17 protein-coding genes are annotated in these 21823 nt (G+C 72.1%); 4 read left to right on the top strand and 13 right to left on the bottom strand.

Going from position 1 to position 21823, the window contains the following annotated elements:
* Positions 1-60: 60 nt before the first annotated feature.
* From N5875_RS28495 to rsmH, 13 genes are all read right to left on the bottom strand, one after another.
* Positions 61-780 carry a YggS family pyridoxal phosphate-dependent enzyme gene (locus N5875_RS28495; protein ID WP_318211229.1) on the bottom strand — a complete coding sequence of 240 codons (720 nt, stop codon included), beginning with the start codon at positions 778-780 and terminating at the stop codon, positions 61-63.
* Positions 777-1556: a peptidoglycan editing factor PgeF gene (gene pgeF / locus N5875_RS28490; RefSeq protein ID WP_338497009.1), complete on the bottom strand. Its 780-nt coding sequence runs from the start codon at positions 1554-1556 to the stop codon at positions 777-779. The genes N5875_RS28495 and pgeF overlap by 4 nt, the downstream gene beginning before the upstream one ends.
* A complete protein-coding gene (gene ftsZ, locus N5875_RS28485) occupies positions 1553-2767 on the bottom strand; it encodes a cell division protein FtsZ (RefSeq protein WP_229314045.1) in 1215 nt (404 codons plus the stop codon). Before ftsZ ends, pgeF begins: the two co-directional genes overlap by 4 nt.
* A gap of 282 nt (positions 2768-3049) precedes the next feature.
* A complete protein-coding gene (locus N5875_RS28480; RefSeq protein WP_338497006.1) occupies positions 3050-3865 on the bottom strand; it encodes an FtsQ-type POTRA domain-containing protein in 816 nt (271 codons plus the stop codon).
* A gap of 28 nt (positions 3866-3893) precedes the next feature.
* Positions 3894-4988, bottom strand: coding sequence for an undecaprenyldiphospho-muramoylpentapeptide beta-N-acetylglucosaminyltransferase (gene murG, locus N5875_RS28475; protein ID WP_030314515.1), 1095 nt, complete (start codon positions 4986-4988; stop codon positions 3894-3896).
* Positions 4989-4994: 6 nt separating this feature from the next.
* Positions 4995-6335, bottom strand: coding sequence for a putative lipid II flippase FtsW (ftsW, locus tag N5875_RS28470; RefSeq protein ID WP_318211232.1), 1341 nt, complete (start codon positions 6333-6335; stop codon positions 4995-4997).
* A 55-nt stretch (positions 6336-6390) separates the two neighbouring features.
* On the bottom strand, positions 6391-7830 hold the full coding sequence (gene murD, locus N5875_RS28465; protein ID WP_338497003.1) for a UDP-N-acetylmuramoyl-L-alanine--D-glutamate ligase: 1440 nt from the start codon (positions 7828-7830) through the stop codon (positions 6391-6393).
* Positions 7812-8882, bottom strand: coding sequence for a phospho-N-acetylmuramoyl-pentapeptide-transferase (mraY, locus tag N5875_RS28460; RefSeq protein WP_318211234.1), 1071 nt, complete (start codon positions 8880-8882; stop codon positions 7812-7814). The genes murD and mraY overlap by 19 nt, the downstream gene beginning before the upstream one ends.
* A complete protein-coding gene (gene murF / locus N5875_RS28455; protein ID WP_318211235.1) occupies positions 8879-10303 on the bottom strand; it encodes a UDP-N-acetylmuramoyl-tripeptide--D-alanyl-D-alanine ligase in 1425 nt (474 codons plus the stop codon). The genes mraY and murF overlap by 4 nt, the downstream gene beginning before the upstream one ends.
* A 4-nt stretch (positions 10304-10307) precedes the next feature.
* On the bottom strand, positions 10308-11894 hold the full coding sequence (locus N5875_RS28450) for a UDP-N-acetylmuramoyl-L-alanyl-D-glutamate--2,6-diaminopimelate ligase (protein ID WP_318211236.1): 1587 nt from the start codon (positions 11892-11894) through the stop codon (positions 10308-10310).
* Positions 11895-12012: 118 nt separating this feature from the next.
* The gene (locus N5875_RS28445; protein ID WP_338497002.1) at positions 12013-13995 is read right to left on the bottom strand and encodes a penicillin-binding protein 2; all 1983 of its coding nucleotides are present in this window, start codon (positions 13993-13995) and stop codon (positions 12013-12015) included.
* 7 nt (positions 13996-14002) lie between these two features.
* Positions 14003-14590, bottom strand: a complete 588-nt coding sequence (locus tag N5875_RS28440; protein ID WP_338497000.1) for a hypothetical protein — start codon at positions 14588-14590, stop codon at positions 14003-14005.
* Positions 14587-15543, bottom strand: a complete 957-nt coding sequence (gene rsmH, locus N5875_RS28435; RefSeq protein WP_078944541.1) for a 16S rRNA (cytosine(1402)-N(4))-methyltransferase RsmH — start codon at positions 15541-15543, stop codon at positions 14587-14589. The genes N5875_RS28440 and rsmH overlap by 4 nt, the downstream gene beginning before the upstream one ends.
* A 329-nt stretch (positions 15544-15872) precedes the next feature.
* Between rsmH and N5875_RS28430 the strand changes: the two genes are divergently transcribed.
* The 4 genes from N5875_RS28430 to N5875_RS28415 all read left to right on the top strand — a co-directional run bounded on the left by N5875_RS28430 (position 15873) and on the right by N5875_RS28415 (position 21385).
* Positions 15873-16436: a carbonic anhydrase gene (locus N5875_RS28430; RefSeq protein WP_338496997.1), complete on the top strand. Its 564-nt coding sequence runs from the start codon at positions 15873-15875 to the stop codon at positions 16434-16436.
* 145 nt (positions 16437-16581) lie between these two features.
* Complete coding sequence (locus N5875_RS28425) at positions 16582-17598, top strand: MoxR family ATPase (protein ID WP_030314495.1); 1017 nt, start codon at positions 16582-16584, stop codon at positions 17596-17598.
* On the top strand, positions 17598-18953 hold the full coding sequence (locus N5875_RS28420; RefSeq protein ID WP_318211240.1) for a DUF58 domain-containing protein: 1356 nt from the start codon (positions 17598-17600) through the stop codon (positions 18951-18953). Before N5875_RS28425 ends, N5875_RS28420 begins: the two co-directional genes overlap by 1 nt.
* The gene (locus N5875_RS28415) at positions 18950-21385 is read left to right on the top strand and encodes a DUF3488 and transglutaminase-like domain-containing protein (RefSeq protein WP_338496995.1); all 2436 of its coding nucleotides are present in this window, start codon (positions 18950-18952) and stop codon (positions 21383-21385) included. Before N5875_RS28420 ends, N5875_RS28415 begins: the two co-directional genes overlap by 4 nt.
* The last annotated feature ends 438 nt before the right edge of the window (positions 21386-21823 follow it).

The following is a 21823-nucleotide window of genomic DNA, read 5'->3' as shown; positions in this document are numbered from 1 at the left end:
CGTCCCGCCGTTCTGCGGAATGACCATATTTTCTGCTGTGGTCCGACTTGCTTCGCGACGTTACCCGAGCTTCGGGCGGACTCCGAGTACCGCCGTACCGACGCGTACGTGTGTCGCCCCGGCAGCGACGGCCTCCTCGAGGTCCGCACTCATCCCTGCTGACACCATGTTCGCAGCCGGACGGGTCGCGCGCAGGGCAGTCGACAAATCCATCAGCCGGTCGAAGGCCGCGCGTTGCCGTCCCGCGTACGGACCGGAGAGCGGGGCGACGGTCATGAGTCCGTCGAGCCGCAGCCCCGGGGCGGCGTCCACCGCGGCCGCCAACTCCTCGATCCCGTCGGGTGCGACACCGCCCCGGTCACCCCGCTCGCCCGACTCGGCGTCGAGCGCGACCTGGAGGAGACAGCCGAGCTCGCGGCCCTCCTTCTCCGCGGCCGCGGAGAGCGAGGAAACGAGCTTCAAGCGGTCGACAGACTGCACCACATCGGCATAACCCACCACGGATCTGACCTTGTTGGTCTGCAACTGACCCACGAAGTGCCAGGTCAGATCAAGGTCGGCACAGGCCGCCGCCTTCGGGGCGGCGTCCTGGTCCCGGTTCTCGGCGACGTGCCGTACCCCGAGTCCGTGCAGGATTCTCACGTCGCTCGCGGGGTAGGTCTTGGTGACCACGATGAGCGTCACCTCTTCCCGCGGACGCCCGGCCGCGGCGCAGGCCGCTGCGATGCGCGCCTCCACCCGGGCCAGGTTCTCGGCGAGTTCCGACGTGCGGTCCGTCATCTGTTCTTTCCTTGCGGGGGTCCGGGGGTCGTCCCCCGGGTGGGCACAGCGTCCAACCAGACATATCCCGCGAGTCGCCCCGTGGTGCGATCGCGGCGGTACGAGTAGTGGTCACCGGATTCCCGCGTGCAGACCGTACTGGCCTGCCGGTCGGTGACGCCGAGCCGTTCGAGCTGGGCGAGGACTCCGGCGGTGACGTCGACGGCCGGGGTTCCCCAGCTCGTCTCGGCCCAGGCGGCGGGCTCGGTCTCGGCGACCTCGGCGCGCATGGCCTCCGGAACCTCGTAGCAACGCCCGCAGACGGCGGGGCCGGTGCGGGCGACGATACGGGCGGGGTCGGCGCCGAGTTCGATCATGGCCGCGACCGCGGCGGGAACGACACCCGCCACCATCCCGGGCCGCCCCGCGTGGGCGGCGGCCGCGACGCCGGCGACCGGATCGGCCAGCAGGACGGGGACGCAGTCCGCGGTGAGGACGGCGAGGGCGAGTCCGGACCGGGTGGTGACGAGGGCGTCCACCGACGGAATCCCGTCGGTGGCCCACGGCCCCTCGACCTCGGCGACGTCCGCGCCGTGCACCTGGTTCATCCAGACCACCGACGCCGGGTCGAGCCCGAGGGCGCCGGCCGCGAGCGCCCGGTTGGTCCGTACCGCCTCGGGGGTGTCCCCCACCGCGCCGCCGAGGTTGAGCTCCTCGTACGGAACGGCGCTCACCCCGCCCCACCTGTCGGTGAAGGCGAAGTGCGCGCCGTTCGCGTCGAAGCGCTGTCCTATCACTTCAGGAAGTCCGGGACGTCCAGCTCTTCGGCCTGGCTGTCCGCGTACGGACGGGCCGGCGGGACGACCGGAGGCGCGGGCGACAGCGGGGTCTCGTTGACCGCCGGCGCGGGCTCGGCCGGAACCTGGACCGGCTCCTCGCGCGGGGCGACCGTGCCGAGGCCGCCCAGCGGGCGGGAGGTCTCGACGTGGCGGGGCGCCGGGGCCGGCTCCTCGCGCTTGGCGGAGACCGAGCCGATGATGTTGTCCCGGCGGGCCGGCGGCTGGCCGCCGTCGAAGCCGGCCGCGATGACGGTGACCCGGACCTCGTCGCCGAGGGCGTCGTCGATGACGGCGCCGAAGATGATGTTGGCCTCGGGGTGGGCGGCCTCGCTGACCAGCTGCGCGGCCTCGTTGATCTCGAAGAGACCGAGGTCGCTGCCGCCGGAGATGGAGAGCAGCACGCCACGGGCGCCGTCGATGGAGGCCTCGAGGAGCGGCGAGGAGATCGCCATCTCCGCCGCGGCCACCGCGCGGTCGTCGCCGCGGGCGGAGCCGATGCCCATCAGGGCCGAACCGGCCTCGGACATGACCGACTTGACGTCGGCGAAGTCGAGGTTGATCAGACCCGGGGTGGTGATGAGGTCGGTGATGCCCTGCACACCGCTCAGCAGCACCTGGTCGGCCGACTTGAAGGCGTCGAGCACGGAGACCTGACGGTCCGAGATCGACAGGAGCCGGTCGTTGGGGATGACGATGAGGGTGTCGACCTCTTCGCGGAGCTCGGCGATGCCGTCCTCCGCCTGGTTGGCGCGACGGCGGCCCTCGAAGGTGAACGGCCTGGTGACCACACCGATCGTCAGGGCGCCGAGCGAGCGCGCGATGTTGGCGACGACGGGTGCGCCGCCGGTGCCGGTGCCGCCGCCTTCTCCGGCGGTGACGAAGACCATGTCGGCCCCCTTGAGGACCTCCTCGATCTCCTCACGGTGGTCCTCTGCCGCCTTGCGACCGACGGCCGGGTTCGCCCCGGCGCCGAGGCCACGGGTGAGTTCACGGCCGACGTCGAGCTTGACGTCGGCGTCGCTCATCAACAGCGCTTGCGCGTCGGTGTTGATCGCGATGAACTCGACGCCCTTGAGACCGACCTCGATCATTCGGTTGATGGCATTGACACCACCGCCGCCGACACCGATGACCTTGATGACTGCGAGGTAGTTCTGCGGTGCTGCCACGTCGAAGGCCTCTCGCCTCGAGTTACGTGTCGTCGCCGCGCGGTGGTTGGGCGCGCTGCTGACGACGGATGCCGATTGGGACGGTCCGAAACGCCGACCCGAACCCTAACGTTGAAGTTTAGGGTTACCAGTGTCTCTGTTCGCTGGACTCTTCCGAACAGGACACTAAGTCGACAAGTGGCGCACGTTCAACGAACACGCCGAACCTCCCGTTTTTCTTTTCACCCTATGTGATCACCCGTAGCGCTGGCCAACCAGGGTGCTGGCCAGGGGTGATACCCGTCAACTCCCGGACGAGGCGGGCGCCGTGGGGGCACTTACATCGAAGTGCCCCGCTTTGGGAGTGGCCTTCAGGAGCGCGGTGAGAACGCGGGCCTTGACGGGACCGTGTTCACCGCTGCCCCAGAAGACGGTGCGCCCCCTGGTCAGCTCCAGAGTGACGGAGTCGTACGAGGTGACGCGCACGACACGAGTGTTCCGGACGATTTCCGCCGGGAGTTCACCCCGGACGCGCACCGCCTCACGGAGCAGCCGGTCCGCGCCGAAGCGGCGCAGGCTCGGCGAGGAGGAGCTGTCGAGGACGAGCCGGGGGACGCCGCGGGGAGCGGTGTCGACGGTGGCGAACCGCATTCCGGTCGCGTCCAATTCGATGAACTTTCCGCCCTTTTCCATCAGAAGAACGGGCTTCCGTTCCGTCACTTTCAGCCCGATTCCGTGCGGCCAGGACCGTACGACGTCCACCGACTCGATCCGTGCGAATCCCTCCCGCAGCCGCGTCTCGATGACCTCGGTGTCGACGGTGACGAGCGGGGCGCCCATCGGGACGGCGGCGACGGCCTCGACCTCACGCGGGGTCAGGACCGAGGTGCCGGAAGTCTTCACACGTTCTACACGGAACCAGTTCGAGCCGTAGAGCGCCCAGATCCCGCCGGCCACGAGCAGGAGAGCGGCGAGGGCGATGAGGAGCGCCCGGGTGCCGGGCACCCGGAACCTGCGATTCCGGGTGCCCGTGCGGGACGGACCGTCCGACGAGCCCTTCGACGACCTCTTCGACTCGCTCGCGCCGCTCTTCTCCGCGGTCGTCGGTCCGGCTGCCACGTGGCGTCTCCTGCCCTCAGCCGCCGCGCTACGCCTGTCGGCGCGCGGCGATCGCCTCGTACACCATGCCGACGAGCAGGTCGTCGGCGTCCCGGCGGCCGAACTCGGCGGCGGCGCGGGACATCTCGTACAACCGGTGCGGATCGGCCAGTACGGGCAGGACGTTGCCCTGCACCCACTGCGGCGACAGCTCCGCGTCGTCGACGAGGAGTCCACCGCCGGCCTTGACCACCGGCTGGGCGTTGAGCCGCTGTTCGCCGTTGCCGATCGGCAGCGGTACGTACGCGGCGGGCAGCCCGACGGCGGAGAGCTCGGCGACGGTCATGGCGCCCGCGCGGCAGAGCATCATGTCGGCCGCGGCGTACGCGAGATCCATCCGGTCCACGTACGGTACCGGCACGTAGGGCGGCATTCCGGGCATGTTGTCGACGCGCGGCATTTCGTTCTTCGGGCCGACCGCGTGCAGGATCTGGATGCCGGAGCGCTGGAGCACCGGGGCGATCTGCTGGATCACCTCGTTGAGCCGCCGGGCGCCCTGGGAGCCGCCGGAGACGAGGAGCGTCGGCAGGTTCGGGTCGAGCCCGAACGCGGCGCGCGCCTCGGGGCGCACGCGCGCCCGGTCGAGGGTCGCGATGGTGTGTCGCAGCGGAATGCCGATGTAACGGGCGTTGCGGAGCTTGCTGTCCGGGGTCGCGACGGCGACCCCTGCCGCGTACCGCGAACCGATCTTGTTGGCCAGGCCGGGCCGGGCGTTGGCCTCGTGGACCACGATCGGCACCCCGAGGCGCTTGGCCGCCAGATAGCCGGGCAGTGCCACATAGCCGCCGAAGCCCACCACGCAGTCGGCCTTGGTGCGCTCCAGGATCTGCTCGGCCGCCTTGATGGTGCCGCGCAGCCGCCCGGGAACGGTGATCAGCTCGGGGGTGGGTTTGCGGGGCAGCGGCACGGCGGGGATGAGGGCCAACTCGTAGCCCCGCTCGGGCACGAGCCGGGTCTCCAGACCCTTCTCCGTGCCGAGCGCCGTGATCCCCACGCTGGGGTCCTGCCTGCGCAGGGCGTCCGCGAGGGCCAGCGCGGGCTCGATGTGGCCGGCGGTCCCCCCGCCGGCGAGTACGACATGCACCGAAATTCACCGCTCTCCGGACGGGCGCTTCTTGACGCGCCGTCGCATCGACTTCCATCTCACCCCGGCCCGCTTGCCCCAGCCGGGGCGGCGCATGGCCAGGGCCGCTTTCGCGGCGGGTTCCTGTCGCGCGAAGGCGATGAGGAGCCCGACGGCGAACATGGTCGGCAGCAGGGCCGACCCACCGTAGGAGAACAACGGGAGCGGGACACCGGCGATCGGCAGCAGACCGAGCACCGCACCGATGTTGATCACGGCCTGAGCCGTGATCCAGGTGGTCACACCTCCCGCGGCGAACCTCACGAAGGGGTCCTCCGTGCCTCCGGCCACGCGGATACCCGCATAGCCTAGAGCCGCGAACAGGGCGAGTACCGACAGCGTCCCCGCGAGACCCAGTTCCTCACCGGTCACCGCGAAGATGAAGTCGGTGTGCGCTTCGGGTAGTTGGCCCCATTTCTCGACGCTCGCACCGAGTCCGGAACCGAACCATCCGCCCGACGCCAGAGCATAGATTCCGTGCGCCGCCTGCAGACAGGGGGCCCCCTCGCCGCCGGGGTCGGAGGCCCCGATGCACTGGAACCGGTCCATCCGGTGCGGGCTCGTCCTGATGAGCAGCGCCCCGAGGGCGCCGGCCACCGTGAGCACCCCGACGAAGAGCCGGGTGGGCGCTCCGGCGGTCCACAGCAGGCCGAAGAGGATCGCGGTGAGGATGATCGCGGTGCCCATGTCGCCGCCGAGCATGATCAGTCCGAGCAGCATGAAGGCACCCGGGACCAGCGGCACCAGCATGTGCTTCCACTGCGTGAGCAGCCGCGTGTCGTTCTTGCGGGCGAGCAGGTCGGCGCCCCAGAGGATCAGCGCCAGCTTGCCGAACTCGCTGGGCTGGAGCATGAACGGGCCGCCCAGCGAGATCCAGTTCTGGTTGCCGCCGACGGAGTGCCCTATCCCCGGGATCTGCACCAGCACCATCAGGAAGACCGCGCCGACCAGGATGGGGTAGGCGAGGGCCCGGTGGAGCTTCACGGGCATCCGTGAGGCGACCAGGAGCAGTCCGGTGCCCAGGAGCGCGGCGAAGAACTGCTTCCGGAAGAAGTAGGAGGGCACCAGTTCGTAGCGGAGTGCCGTGATCATCGAGGCGGAGTAGACCATCACGAGGCCGAGCGCGGTGATGAGCATGCCCGCGCCGATGATCACGTAATACGCCGTGAGCGGCCGGTCCCAGGCCTTCCGCGCCCGCTCGTGGAGCCGTCGCAGGCCTCCGCCGCGGGGTCGCCGCGGGGTCGCGGGGGCCCGCCCTCCGCCGCGTACGGCGGAGGGCCCGCGTGTCCCTGCGATCTTGCTCGGCATGGTCGCTGCCCCCTCCGGTCGTGCCCGGTCCTGCCGGACCCTCCCACGGGTCGGGTCAGGCGTCCCCGGTGGCGGCGAGGGCGCGGACCGCGTCCGCGAAGGCCTCGCCGCGCTTGTTGTAGTTGGTGAACATGTCCATCGAGGCACAGGCCGGGGCGAGGAGCACCGTGTCCCCCGCATGGGCGAGCCGGGTCGCCTCGCGGACCGCCTCGGACATCGCCCCAGTGTCGGTCCGGTCGAGGTCCACCACCGGTACTTCCGGGGCGTGTCGCGCCAGGGCTTCGCGGATCAGGGCCCGGTCAGCGCCGATCAGGACCGCCCCGCGCAAGCGCTTCGCCGACTTCTGGACGAGCTCGTCGAAGGTCGCGCCCTTGGCGAGGCCGCCGGCGATCCAGACGATCGGGTCGTAGGCCGCCAACGAGGCTTCCGCGGCGTGGGTGTTGGTGGCCTTGGAGTCGTCGACGTACGCGATCCCCTGGACCTCCTCGACCAGTTCGATGCGGTGCGGGTCGGGCCGGAAGGCCTTCAGGCCGTCGCGTACGGCCTTGGCGTCGACGCCGAAGGCGCGGGCCAGGGCGGCCGCGGCCAGGGCGTTGGCGATGTTGTGCGGGGCCGGCGGCTGGACGTCGGAGACCTCGGCGAGCTCCTGGGCGTTCTTCTGCCGGTTCTCGACGAAGGCCCGGTCGACGAGGATGCCCTCGACGACGCCGAGTTCGGACGGGCCGGGGGTGCCGAGGGTGAAGCCGATCGCCCGGCAGCCCTCCTCGACGTCGGCCTCGCGGACCAGGTCCTCGGTCGCCTTGTCGGCGACGTTGTAGACGCAGGCGACCTGGTTGCCCTCGTAGATCCGGCCCTTGTCGGCGGCGTACGCCTCCATGGAGCCGTGCCAGTCGAGGTGGTCGGGCGCCAGGTTGAGCACGGCGCCCGAGTGGACGCGGACGGACGGCGCCCAGTGGAGCTGGTAGCTGGAGAGCTCGACGGCCAGCACGTCGTACTGCTGCTCGCCGAGGACGGCGTCGAGGAGCGAGACCCCGATGTTGCCGACGGCGGCGGTCCGCAGTCCGGCCGCCTCCAGGATCGAGGCGAGCATCCGTACGGTCGTGGTCTTGCCGTTGGTGCCGGTGACCGCGAGCCAGGGGGCCGCTCCGGGCCTCCTGAGCCGCCAGGCCAGTTCGACGTCGCCCCAGATCTCCACGCCCGCCTCCGCGGCGGCCGTGAAGAGCGGCTTGTCGGGCCGCCAGCCGGGGGTGGTGACGATCAGCTCGGTGCCGGACGGCAGGGTGGCCCCGTCGCCGAGGCGGACGGTGATGCCCTCCGCCTCCAACTCCGCGGCCTGGGCCCGGGAGCGCTCGTCGTCGCCGTCGTTGACGACGGTGACGAGCGCGCCGCGGCCGTGCAGGACGCGGGCGGCCGGGATGCCGGACACCCCGAGTCCCGCGACGGTGACCTTCTTGCCGTTCCAGTCGAGCTGTTCTGTCACTTTTCCGATGCCCATCCCGCGTAGAAGAGGCCCAGGCCCACGATCACGCACATGCCCTGGATGATCCAGAACCGGACGACGACCAGGACTTCGGACCACCCCTTGAGTTCGAAGTGGTGCTGGAGTGGCGCCATCCGGAAGACGCGCTTGCCGGTCATCTTGAACGAGCCGACCTGGATGACCACGGACATCGTGATCAGTACGAACAGGCCGCCGAGCAGGGCCAGCAGCAGCTCCGTGCGGGAGCAGATGGCGAGACCGGCGAGGGCGCCGCCGAGGGCGAGCGAGCCGGTGTCACCCATGAAGATCTTGGCGGGAGAGGTGTTCCACCAGAGGAAGCCGAAGCAGGAGCCCATCAGGGCGGAGGCGACGACCGCGAGGTCGAGCGGGTCGCGCACCTCGAAGCAGGCGTTGGGGTTGGTCAGGGTCATGGCGTTCGCACAGGACTCCTGGAACTGCCAGAGCCCGATGAAGGTGTACGCGCCGAAGACCATCACCGAGGCGCCGGTGGCGAGGCCGTCCAGACCGTCCGTCAGGTTCACGCCGTTGGACATGGCCAGGATCATGAAGAGCGCCCAGACCACGAACAGCACCGGTCCGATCGACCAGCCGAAGTCCGTGATGAAGGAGAGCTTCTCGGAGGCGGGGGTCAGCCCGCGCAGGTCCGCGAACTGCAGCGAGAGCACGGCGAAGGCGATGCCGACGATCAGCTGGCCGGCCATCTTCGCCTTGGCCCGCAGGCCCAGCGAACGCTGCTTGACGATCTTGATGTAGTCGTCGAGGAAGCCGACCAGGCCCATGCCGGCCATCAGGAACAGCACCAGGGCGCCCGAGTACGTCGGGTCCTCGCCGGTGATGACCTTGGCCAGGGCGTACGCGATGAGCGTGGCCAGGATGAAGGAGATACCGCCCATGGTGGGCGTGCCCTTCTTCCCCGCGTGGCCGCGCGGGCCGTCGTCGCGGATGAACTGCCCGTACCCCTTGCGGGCGAGGAGCTTGATCAGCAGCGGGGTGCCGATCAGGGTCAGGAAGAGCCCGATGGCCCCCGCGAAGAGGATCTGCCTCATCGGACGGCGACCTCGCCCTCGGTGTCGAGGAGCGCCAGGGCGACCTGTTCGAGGCCGACCGACCTGGAAGCCTTCACAAGGACGACATCCCCCGGGCGCAGCTCACTGCGCAACAGGTCGACAGCCGCCTGCGCGTCGGACACGTGCACCGACTCCTCACCCCACGAACCCTCGTTATATGCGCCCAGTTGCAGCCAGGACGCTTCCCTGTCCCCGACCGCCACGAGCTTGCTGACGTTGAGCCGGACGGCGAGCCGTCCGACCGCGTCGTGCTCGACGAGCGATGCGTCACCGAGCTCGGCCATCTTGCCGAGCACCGCCCACGTACGAGCCCCTCGGGCCTGTCCGGCCCTGCCCATGGCCGCGAGCGCGCGCAGAGCGGCTCGCATGGACTCGGGGTTCGCGTTGTAGGCGTCGTTGACGATCGTCACGCCGTCCGGACGCTCGGTGACCTCCATGCGCCAGCGCGACAGGGTGCCGGCCTCGGAGAGCGCGGTGGCGATCTCCTCGACAGGCATGCCCAGCTCGTGCGCGACGGCGGCCGCTGCGAGCGCGTTCGACACGTGGTGCTCACCGTACAGGCGCAAGGTCACGTCGCTGCACCCGGTGGGTGTGTGAAGCGTGAAGGCGGGCTGTCCGGTCTCTGTGAGGCGGACGTTCTCGGCCCGTACGGCCGCTTCGTCCGCTTCGCCGAAGAAGGTCACGCGGGCCTTGGTGCGGCTCGCCATCGCGCGGACCAGCGGATCGTCGATGTTGAGGACCGCGACACCGCCCTCCTCGGCCGAAGGAAGCGCTTCGACGAGCTCGCCCTTGGCCACGGCGATCTGCTCCCGGCCGCCGAACTCGCCGATGTGGGCGGTGCCCACGTTGAGGACGAGGCCGATACGGGGTGGGGTGAGGCCGGTGAGGTAACGGATGTGCCCGATGCCGCGGGCGCCCATCTCCAGGACCAGGTGCCGGGTCTCGTCGCTCGCGCGGAGCGCCGTGAGCGGCAGGCCGATCTCGTTGTTGAGCGAGCCGGGCGTCCACACGGTGGGCGCGTGCCGGTCCAGGACCTGGGCGATCAGGTCCTTGGTGGAGGTCTTGCCGGCCGAGCCGGTGAGGGCGACGACATCGGTGCCGAGCCGTTCGACGACGGCTCGGGCGAGGGCCCCGAGCGCCGCCTGGACGTCGTCGACGACGATGGCGGGGACGCCGACGGGGCGGGCGGCGAGGACCGCCGTCGCACCCGCCGCGACGGCGCGTTCCGCGTAGTCGTGGCCGTCGACGTGCTCACCGGCGAAGGCCACGAAGAGGCTGCCGGCCCGCACCTCGCGGGAGTCGATGACGACGGGCCCGGTGATCCGGGCGGCCGGATCCGGTATGTCGTGCGCCTGCCCGCCGACGATTTCGGCGATCTCGGCGAGGGAGAGGGCGATCACTGCTTCATCCCTGACTGTTCTGGTGGCCGGCTGTTCCGCTCGGTGCGGAAGCCCGGGTGTGCGAGCGGTCGGCGATGGCCTCGCGCAGGACCTGGCGGTCGTCGAAGGGGCGTACGACCCCGGCGATCTCCTGGCCCTGTTCGTGGCCCTTGCCCGCGACGAGGACGGTGTCGCCCGGCTGTGCGCGGGCGACGGCGGCCGCGACGGCCGCGGCCCGGTCGGCGAGGACGAGCACCTCGCCGCGTTCCTCCGCGGGCACGTCGGCGGCGCCCGCGAGCATGGCGGCGAGGATCTTGAGCGGGTCCTCGGAGCGGGGGTTGTCGGAGGTCAGGACGGCGGTGTCGGCGAGCCGGGCCGCGGCGGCGCCCATCGGGCCGCGCTTGGTGGTGTCCCGGTCGCCGCCGCAGCCGATGACCACGTGCAGCTTGCCCTCGGTGACCTCGCGCAGGGAGCGCAGGACCGATTCGACGGCGTCCGTCTTGTGCGCGTAGTCGACGACGGCGAGGTACGGCTGGCCCGCGTCGACCCGCTCCAGGCGGCCCGGTACGCCGGGGACGGCGGCGACGCCCTCGGCGGCGCTCTTCGGGTCGATGCCCGCGGCGGCGAGGGTGACGATCGCGGCCAGGGTGTTGGCGACGTTGAACGGGCCGGGCAGCGGGGCCGTGGCGGAGATCCGCTCCCCCGCGGGGCCGACGGCGGTGAACGTCGAGTCGTGGGAGCCGAGGACGAGGTCCTCGGCGCGCCAGTCGGCGTCGGCGCGGCCCTCCGCTGAGAAGGTGACGACCGGGACGGTCGCGTCGCCGACGAGCCTGCGGCCGTAGGCGTCGTCGAGGTTGACCACACCGAGGCGGCTGCGCTCGGGCGTGAAGAGCCCGGCCTTCGCCCGGTAGTAGTCGTCCATGTCGGAGTGGAACTCCATGTGCTCCGGGCTGAGGTTGTTGAAGACGGCGACGTCGAAGACGCAGCCGTCGACCCGGCCGAGCACGAGGGCGTGGCTGGAGACCTCCATGGCGACCGCGTCGACGCCCCGCTCGCGCATGACCGCGAAGAGCGCCTGGAGGTCGGTGGCCTCCGGGGTGGTGCGCTCCGACTTGATGCGCTCGTCGCCGATCCGCATCTCGACGGTGCCGACGAGCCCGGTGTGGTGTCCGGAGCCGCGCAGGCCGCCCTCGACGAGGTAGGCGGTGGTGGTCTTGCCGGAGGTGCCCGTGATCCCGATCTGGAGGAGGTCGGCGCCGGGCCGCCCGTAGATCTCGGCGGCGAGTTCGCCCATCCGGCCGCGCGGGTTCTCGACGACCAGGACCGGCAGGCCGGTGGCGGCGGCGCGCTCGGCGCCCGTCGGGTCGGTGAGGATCGCGGCGGCGCCGAGTCCGGCGGCCTGGGCGACGAAGTCGGCGCCGTGGGCGCGGGCGCCGGGCAGGGCCGCGTACACGTCGCCGGGTCGCACGGCCCGGGAGTCGTGGGTGATGCCCGAGATCTCGGCGGTTCCGGGGGCGTCGACCCCCAGCTGCGCGGCCAGGTCGCCCAGGGGTGTCGGGCGGGCCTGCTCCGGCCGGGGCGGGGCGGTTCGGTACTGATCAGCGTGTGGCACGGCGGTGAGCGTACCGGGCGCACCCTGTGGGGGGCCAAAAGAGCCCGGGGCCTCGCCGGAGTTCGATTTCCGGTTCCCGGAATGGGGGGTGATCGTTGTCACTGGTGCTCCCGGAGTGTCACGGGGTGGGTTCGAAGGTGACCGGCAGTCGGGCCGGCTCGCTGCCCGTGGGGGCGACGTGGAGGGTCTTGAGGGCGAACTCCATGACCTTCTTGTAGATGGGGCCGCAGATCTGGCCGCCGAAGTAGCTGCCCTTGGTGGGGTTCTGGATGGCGCAGTAGACGGTGATCTGCGGGTCGTCCGCCGGGGCGAAGCCGGCGAAGGAGGCGGTGTAGCCCTTGTAGCGGCCGAGTTCGGGGTCGACGCGGTTGGCGGTGCCGGTCTTGCCGGCGACGCGGTAGCCGGGGATGGCGGCCCTGGTGCCGGTGCCCTCCCGGTCGTCGACGACGGACTCCAGCATCTGGGCGAGGGTCTTGGCGGTCTGCTCGCTGACGACCCGGGACTCCTCGGGCTTGGGCGCCGGGGTGAAGCGCCCGTCGGGTCCCTTGGTGCCGCGGACCAGGGTCGGCTCGACGCGTACGCCTCCGTTGGCGATGGTCGAGTACACGGAGGCGGCCTGCATGGCGTTCACGGAGAGGCCCTGGCCGAAGGGGATCGTGTACTGCTGCGAGGTGGACCAGTCCTGCGGCTTGGCCAGGATGCCGGCGGTCTCGCCCGGGAAGTTCAGGCCGGTGGGGCTGCCGATGCCGAACTTCCGCAGATACGTGTGGAGCACCTTGTTCGACTCGGCCTGGGTGGCGCCGAGCTGGCCGGTGGCGAGGATGGTGCCGATGTTGCTGGACTTGGCGAGGACGCCGTTCAGGGTGAGGTACCAGGTCGGGTGGTCGATGTCGTCCTTGAAGAGCCGGTCGCCGCGGTGGAGCCGGTTGGGGACGGTGACATGGGTGTCGGGGGCCGCCTTGCCGTCCTCCAGGACGGCGGCCATGGACATGACCTTGCTGGTGGAGCCGGGCTCGTAGGCGTCCTGGAGGGCCGCGTTGCCCATCGAGGCGGCGTTGGCGGCGGAGAGGTCGTTGGGGTCGAAGCCGGGGGCGTTGGCCATGGCGAGGACCTCACCGGTCCTCGTGTTCTGCACGACGACATAGCCCCGGTCGGCCTTGGACTTCGTCACCTGCTCGGTGATGGCCTGCTGGGCGGCCCACTGGATGTCCCGGTCGATGGTCAGCTCGATGTCGGAGCCGGGGACGGCGGGGGTGCCCTGGGAGCCCGCGGTGGGCACCTGGCGGCCGCCGGACTGGGTGAAGCGGATCTTGCCGTCCTTGCCGGCGAGCTCCGGGTCGAGCATCGACTCCACGCCGCCGGCGCCCTTGCCTTCGGCGTTGACGTAGCCCAGTATCCCGGCGGCGAGTTCGCCGTTCGGGTACACGCGCTTGGTGCTGGGCTCGCTGAGGATGCCGCCGAGGAGGTTGACGCCGGTGCCGCCGGCGGACTGCTGGGCCTTCTGCCCGTAGACGCGCCGCAGGTCCTTGATCTGGTTCCAGACCTGCGGGGTCTGCTTGCGGGCGAGCAGCGTGTACCGGGACTTGGGGGTGCGGAGCTTCTTCGCGAGCTCCGCGGGCTCCTTGCCGAGGAGTGGGGCGAGGAGGGCGGCGGCCTGCTCGGGCGCGTCCGGGACCTTGGACACCTCGGGCGTGAAGAGCTGGGGGTCGGCGGTGATGTCGTACGCGTCGACGCTGGCGGCGAGCGCGATGCCGTTGCGGTCGGTGATCTCGCCCCGCTCGGCGGAGAGCGTGTACTCCTGGAAACGGTACTTGTCGGCCTTGGCCGCGTACGCGCTGGCGTCGACGGCCTGGACCTGGAGCAGCCGCACCACGAAGGCCGTCATGACCAGGGTCAGACCGAGGGAGACCAGCCGCAGCCGGGGCCGGGGGCTGCCGAGCCGGATGGTGCGCGGCCGGCGGGCCGGCGGCCGGGACGCGGTCCGCTTCGCGGCCGGGCGCGGGGCGGGACGGGACGTGCGGGCCCCGGCGGAGGCGGGCCGGGGACGCGCGGGCCGGGCGGGTCCGGGGACGCGGCGGCGCGGGGGCTCCTTGGGGGGCACTTGCGGGTCACCTGCCGGAGTTCGTCGGGTTGGGTGGCGGTGCGGGCGCTGTCTGCATGGGGGTGGTGCCGGCGGAAGCGGAGGCCGGCGCGGTCGGGGCGGGGTCGAGCCCGCTGGGGGCCGAGCCGGTGGGGGTGGTGCCGGTGGGGGCCGAGCCGGTGGGGGCCGAGCCGGCGGGGCCCGTGTTCGGCGTCGGCTTCGGGCTCGGCGTAGGGGAGGGCTTCGGGGCGACCGCCTCCGAGGGCTCGCCGAGCACCTTGCCGTCCGGGCCCAGGAAGGCCGGGCTGCCGCCCGGGACCATGCCGAGCTCGCGGGCCCGGCGCTCCAGCGCGTCGGGGGCCGCGTAGTCGTCGACGTCCCGCTGGAGCGCCTGCTCCTCGTCGGTGAGCTCGGTGGTCCTGTCCTTGAGCTCGTTGAGCTGGAAGGAGCCCTGGTTGAGGGCCGAGTTCAGCAGGAGCAGGCTGATCAGACCACCGCCGAGCAGCACGACGACCAGCAGGACGAAGGGGGTGCGGGCCGCCGAGCTCGGCCCCGACGGCATGAGCCGTCCGAGCCGCGCGGCCCGCCCTTTGAGCGGCCCCTTCGCCGTACTCACAGGACGTCTTCCCGGATCCGCTCGGCACCCCGCAGCCGGGCCGGGGCGGCGCGCCGGTTCTCGGCGACCTCTTCCTCGGTGGGCAGCTCGGCGCCGCGGGTGAGCAGCTTCAGCCGCGGCTGGTACTTCTCGGGGACGACCGGCAGGCCGGGCGGGGCGGTGGTGGCCGCGCCGGCCGCGAAGACCTGCTTGACGATCCGGTCCTCCAGGGACTGGTACGAGAGGACGACGACCCGCCCGCCGACTCCGATGGCCTTCACGGCCGCCGGGATGGCCTTCTCGACGCTGTCGAGCTCGCGGTTGACCTCGATGCGCAGGGCCTGGAAGGTGCGCTTGGCCGGGTTGCCGCCGGTGCGCTTGGCGGCCTGCGGCAGGGAGTCGCGGATGAGCTCGACGAGCCGGGCGCTGTTGCTGAACGGCTCCTTGTCGCGCTCGCGCACGATCGCCGAGACGATCCGCTTGGCCTGCTTCTCCTCGCCGTAGGCGCGGAGGATGCGGACCAGCTCACCGGGCGCGTAGGTGTTGAGGACCTCGGCCGCGCTGATGCCGGTCGTCTGGTCCATGCGCATGTCGAGCGGGGCGTCCTGCGCGTAGGCGAAGCCGCGGTCGGCCTCGTCCAGCTGCATGGAGGAGACGCCCAGGTCGAACAGGACGCCGTCGACGGTGGGGAGGCCGAGCCGGTCGAGGACCTCGGGCAGCTCGTCGTACACGGCGTGGACGAGGGTGGCGCGGTCCCCGTACGGGGCGAGCCGCTCGCCGGAGAGCCGCAGGGCCTCCTTGTCCCGGTCGAGGGCGACGAGCCGCACCTCGGGGAACTGCTGCAGGAGTGCCTCGCTGTGGCCGCCGAGGCCCAGGGTGCAGTCGACGACGACCGCGCCGGGGCGCCGCAGGGCGGGGGCCAACATGTCCAGGCACCGCTGGAGCATGACCGGGACGTGTCGGTCGTTGCTCAATGCGCCCTCTCAGATCCGGCGCGGAGGTACGGGCGAGCGGGTAAGAAGGCCGAGCCGTAGGTACCGCCGCACACACGGGGGGAGAAACCGCGGAAAGTCGCTCGTTGTCTCCGTGAACTTCGCGTCACTTTAGTCCACGGGACCCGCCGGTCAATCAACCGGCTGGCGCGTCGCACGGCGCCGGAGAGCCGGCGGGACATTCCGGACGGCTCACCCGTTCGGGGCCGGGCCGCCCAGTCCTGTGGACTACCTCACAACAAGACCCATTGCGGTTCTTTGTCCCCTCTCACAGCGGGCCCGAAAGGCCTGTGACCATTACCGTCGGAACCATGTCGACCTCCGCACACCCCTCCGCCGACGCCATGACCGCCGATTCCACCGTCACCGACCGACTCGTAGGGGCGAACGAGCGGTACGCCGCCGCGTTCAGTGACCCCGGGATGGACGCACGCCCCGTACTGGGCGTCGCCGTGGTCGCCTGCATGGACGCCCGTCTCGACCTGCACGCCGCCCTGGGCCTCGAACTCGGCGACTGCCACACCATCCGCAACGCGGGCGGCGTGGTCACGGACGACGTGATCCGCTCCCTCACCATCAGCCAGCGCGCCCTCGGCACCCGCAGCGTGGTGCTGATCCACCACACCGGCTGCGGCCTGGAGTCCCTCACCGAGGAGTTCCGGCACGAGCTGGAGATGGAGGTCGGCCAGCGCCCGGCCTGGGCGGTCGAGGCCTTCCGTGACGTCGACCAGGACGTACGGCAGTCGATGCAGCGAGTGCGGACCTCCCCCTTCCTGCTGCACACCGGCGACGTACGGGGCTTCGTCTTCGACGTGACCACGGGCCTCCTGCGGGAGATCGATCCGTCGACCGACCCCGCGACCGACCCGGCTTAAACACCCAAAGCCCGGCATTTCCCTCGCACTTGTCCACGGGCAAGTGACACGACCCGGCCATGCGAACAAGAATGCTGGAGTGCGACACCCTCCGACGATTCCACGGGGGCAGGTGTCCGTGTTCCGGAAGGCCGAGGAGGGCCGGGTGACGACCTATGACGATCGAGCGAGCCTCACTGATCTGACCACCACTGTGGAGCGGGTGCGCAGATCGGTGGAGAGTGTGATCGAGGGCAAGCCCGAGGTCGTACGGCTTTCGCTGACCGTGCTGCTCGCCGAGGGACACCTCCTCATCGAGGATGTCCCCGGCGTCGGCAAGACCATGCTGGCCAAGACCCTGGCGCGGTCCATCGACTGCTCGGTGCGCCGTATCCAGTTCACCCCCGACCTGCTGCCCTCGGACGTCACGGGCGTGTCGATCTTCGACCAGCAGCGCCGGGACTTCGAGTTCAAGCCGGGCGCGATCTTCGCGCAGATCGTGATCGGCGACGAGATCAACCGCGCCTCGCCGAAGACCCAGTCCGCGCTCCTGGAGTCCATGGAGGAGCGCCAGGTCACCGTCGACGGCCAGACCTACGAGCTGCCCAGCCCGTTCATGGTGGTCGCCACGCAGAACCCGGTCGAGATGGAGGGCACGTACCCGCTGCCCGAGGCCCAGCGCGACCGCTTCATGGCCCGGGTCTCCATCGGCTACCCGAGCGCCGAGGCCGAGCTCCAGATGCTCGACGTGCACGGCTCGGTCTCCCCGCTGGACGACCTCCAGCCGGTCGCCCACGCGCACGACATCCTCAAGCTGATCGAGGCGGTCCGCGCGGTCCACGTCGCCGACGCCGTACGCCGGTACGCGGTCGACATCGTCTCCGCCACCCGCACCCACACCGACCTGCGGCTCGGCGCCTCGCCGCGGGCCACGCTGCACCTGCTGCGGGCCGCGAAGGCCTCCGCCGCGCTCAGCGGCCGCGAGTACGTGCTGCCCGACGACCTCCAGGCCCTCGCCGCGCCCGTCCTCGCCCACCGGCTGCTGCCGACGGCGCAGGCACAGCTGAACCGCCGCACCGCCGAGCAGGTCGTCCAGGACATCCTGCAGCGCACCCCCGTCCCGGCCGCGGCTCCGCCCGCCGGACCGCTCTACGGCCAGCAGCCCGGCGCCCGGCGGCTGTGATGACCACCGCTGCCGTGCCGGACGGTCAGCGGGGCGACGAGGACGACCGGGGCGGTCTGCGGGCCGCCCTCGGCGGTCTCACCACCCGTGGCCGTTCCTTCCTCGCCGCCGGAGTGGCGGCCGCCGTCTGCGCGTACGTCCTCGGCCAGGCCGATCTGCTGCGCGTCGGGCTGCTGCTCGCCACGCTGCCGCTGATCTGCGTCCTCGTGCTGCACCGCACCCGCTACCGGGTCGCGGCCTCCCGCCGGCTCACCCCGCAGCGGGTGGAGGCGGGCTCCGAGGCCCGGGTCCAGCTGCGGATGGAGAACGTCTCCAAGCTCCCCACCGGGCTGCTGATGCTCCAGGACCACGTGCCGTACATGCTGGGCCCCCGCCCCCGCTTCGTCCTCGACCGGGTCGAGGCGGGCGGCCGGCGCGAGGTGTCCTACCGGGTCCGCTCCGACCTGCGCGGCCGCTTCCCGCTGGGCCCGCTCCAGCTGCGGCTCAACGACCCCTTCGGGATGTGCGAGCTGACCCGCTCCTTCAGCGCGTACGACACGCTCACCGTCGTCCCGCGGACCGAGGCGCTGCCGCCGGTGAAGCTCGTCGGCGAGGCCTCGGGGTACGGCGACGGACAGCAGCGCTCGCTCGCCCTCGCCGGCGACGACGACATCATTCCGCGCGCCTACCGTCACGGCGACGACCTGCGCCGGGTGCACTGGCGCTCCACCGCCCGGTACGGCGAGCTGATGGTCCGCCGCGAGGAGCAGCCGCAGCGGGCCCGCTGCACCGTCCTCCTCGACACCCGCCGGATCGCCTACCAGGGCTCCGGCCCCGACTCGGCGTTCGAGTGGGCGGTCTCCGGCGCAGCCTCCGCCCTGATCCACATGCTGGAGCGCGGCTACGCGGTCCGGCTCGTCACCGACACCGGCAGCCCGGTGTCCGGCGAGGGCAGCGACGGCTTCGCCGGTTCGGCCCAGGACTCGGCCGAGTCGGCCGGTCTGCTGATGGACACCCTCGCGGTCGTCGACCACTCCGAGGGCGGCGGTCTCTCCCGCGCCTCCGAGGTGCTGCGCGGCGGCGACGAAGGACTGCTCGTCGCCTTCGTCGGCGATCTCGACGAGGAACAGGCGGCCCTCACCGCCCGGATGCGGAACCGCGCGGGCGCGGCCGTCGCCTTCGTCCTGGACTCCGGGACCTGGCTGACCGGCGGCGCGGTCGCCGGGACCGTCGAGGACCGGGTGCGGCAGCTGCGCGAGGCGGGCTGGACGGCGCTGGCCGTACCGCCGGCGGCCAAGCTCGCCGACCTGTGGCAGCAGGCGGCCGGAGTCCGCGCGGAGTCCGGCGCCGCCGACACCTACGGAGGATGGTCATGAGCGGGCGCGCACGGCTGACCCTGGCCGCCTGGGGCGCCACCCTGATGGCGGCCGGAGCACTGCTTCCGCTGGTGAAGCCGGCGAACTGGATCTTCACGGCCGCCTTCGTCCTCGCCCTGGTGAGCGGGGTGGGCACGCTGGCCCGGCGGGCACCGCTGGCCCAGCCGCTGACCCTGCTCGCGCAGCTCGCGGTCACGCTCCTCGCGCTGACCGTGATCTTCGCCCGTGAGCAGGCGATCCTCGGGTTCCTGCCCGGCCCGCAGGTCTTCACGCACGCCGCCGACCTGTTCGCGGCGGGCGCCGAGGACGTCGGCCGGTACGCGATCCCCGCGCCGGACACCGAGGGCATCCGGCTCATGCTGGTCGGCGGCGTGGTCGCCATCGGTCTTCTGGTGGACACCCTCGCGGTCAGCTTCCGCAAGGCGGCCCCGGCCGGTCTTCCGCTGCTCGCCCTGTACTCGGTGGCGGCCGGTCTCTCCGGCGGCGGCGCCGGCTGGCTCTGGTTCCTCCTCGCCGCCTCCGGCTATCTGCTGCTCCTCCTCGCCGAGGGCCGCGACCGGCTCTCGCAGTGGGGCCGGGTCTTCGGCAGTGCCCAGCGCTCCGGCCGGCCCGGCTCGTCCGGCACGGCAGGCGGCACCACCTTCGCCCCGGCCCGCACCGGTCGCCGCATCGGCGCGGTGGCCATGGGCGTCGCCATGGTCGTCCCGTTGGCGCTGCCCGGCTTCACCGGCGGTCTGATCGGCAACGGCGACGGCGCGGGAACCGACGGCGAGGGTCTGGGCGGCACGATCTCGGCCGTGAACCCGCTGGTCTCCCTCCAGGACAATCTGCGCCAGCAGGAGGACCGGGAGGTGCTGCGCTACCGGACCAACGCCCGCGACACCTCCGGCATGTACCTGCGGCTCGTCGCGCTCGACCAGTTCGACGGCACCTCGTGGAAGTCCTCGGTCCGCCCCATCGAGGCCGTGCCCAAGCAGCTCCCCTGGCCGGACGGCCTCTCCCAGAGCGTCCGGATCACGGAGGTGACCAGCAACTTCGTCGCCTCCGAGGGGTACGAGCAGAAGTGGCTGCCGATGCCGTACCCGGCGGGCCGGGTCGACATCGACGGCCGCTGGCGGTACGAGCCGGCCGGCCGGATGCTCGTCGGCGACGACAAGCAGACCACCAAGGGCACCCGCTACACCGTCTCCAGCCTGGACGTACAGCCGACGCCGGGGCAGCTGGCCGCGGCCGGGGACGCCCCGGAGAAGCTCCGGCGCGAGTACACCCGGGTCCCGGCCTCGCTGCCGGCCGATGTGAAGGCGACGGCGCTCCAGGTCACCAAGGGCGCGCGCAACGACTACGAGCAGGCGGTGAAGCTCCAGGACTGGTTCGCCCGGGACGGCGGCTTCCGGTACGACGTGGAGGTCGAGTCCGGCACCGGTGTGCAGGCGATCTCCCGCTTCCTGAAGGACAAGGAGGGCTTCTGCGTCCACTTCTCCTTCTCGATGGCGGCGATGGCCCGTTCCCTGGGCATCCCGGCCCGGGTGGCCGTGGGCTTCATGCCGGGCACCACGCAGGCCGACGGCTCGGTCTCGGTGGGCATCAGGGACGCGCACGCGTGGCCCGAGCTGTACTTCGAGGGTGCGGGCTGGACGCGGTTCGAGCCGACCCCCTCGCGGGGCTCCACCCCCTCGTACACCCAGGACCGGACGCCCTCGGGTGCGGCCACCGGTCCCGCCCAGCCGGAGCAGAGCGCCTCGGCGCAGCCGTCCGCCGCGCCGAGCGCCTCGGAGAGCTGCACCCCGCAGCAGCGTCGGCTCGGCGACTGCGGCCCGGAGGAGGCGGTGGCCGGCGCGGAGTCGTCCGGCGGCGGCCCCAACCCCCTGATGGTGGTCCTGATCGTCGTCGGAGCCCTGGCGGTCCTCGCCGTCCCCCTCCTCCCGCTCCTGTGGCGGACGCGGGTACGGGCCCGACGGCTGGGTCCGGCCGGGGCGACCGGGGCGCGCGGCCCGGAGGAGACGGCGGCGCGGACGCTCGCGGTCTGGCAGGAGATCATCGACACGGCCTGGGACTACGGCGTCGAACCGGACGAGTCGCAGACGCCGAGGCGTACGGCGGCCCGGATCGTTCGCCTGGGTGAGCCGGGCGGCGAGGCGGCGGACGCGGTGCACCGGGTGGCACGGGCGGTGGAGGAGGCGCTGTACGCGCCGAACCCGCGGACGGCTTCGGGTCTGGCGGAGGAGGCGGCCCGGGTCCGGGCGGGCTTCCACGCGGCGGCGGACCGCCGAACGCGCCTTCGCGCACTGCTGGTTCCCCGCTCGACGGCGCGGCTGCGGTGGTCGGTGGCGGCGCGCTGGTCGGAGACGACGACGAAGTGGTCGATCGCGCGCGACGCGGCAACGTCCCGTGCCCTGGCAACCCTCCGCCGAACCCCCCGCGAATCCCCCTGACACCGGGGCCCCTGGGCAGGTGCCGGGGCCCGCACCCCCGGGGCCCCCGTGGCGGGGCCCCGGGCCCCCGCGCCCTGGGCCCCGCCCCGGAACCCGCACCCCCGGGGCCTCGCCACGGGCCCTGGGCCCAGGGGGCGGGACCCGCACCCCCTGGGCTTCGTCCCACCCCGTGTGGGCACACGCCGCGCCCGCGCACCCACCGCCATGTGGGCACACGCCGCGCCCGCGCACCCCACCGCCATGTGGGCACACGCCGCGCCCGCTCCCACCCCCCGTGTGGGCACACGCCGCGCCCGCTCCCACCCCCCGTGTGGGCAATCGTCCCGCTGGGGCGGGACGGGTGGGCACACGGGACGGCGCCCTCTGGCGGCGCCTCCGCCCCTTGTGCCTTGACCCGCACCCAGTTGTGCGGCGCGCTCCCGGTGCGGGTTCAGGCGC

Source organism: Streptomyces sp. SJL17-4, assembly GCF_036826855.1.
Classification (GTDB): Bacteria; Actinomycetota; Actinomycetes; order Streptomycetales; family Streptomycetaceae; genus Streptomyces.
Note: the sequence above shows the minus strand (reverse complement) of the source record. Positions and strands in the feature narration are given on the sequence as shown.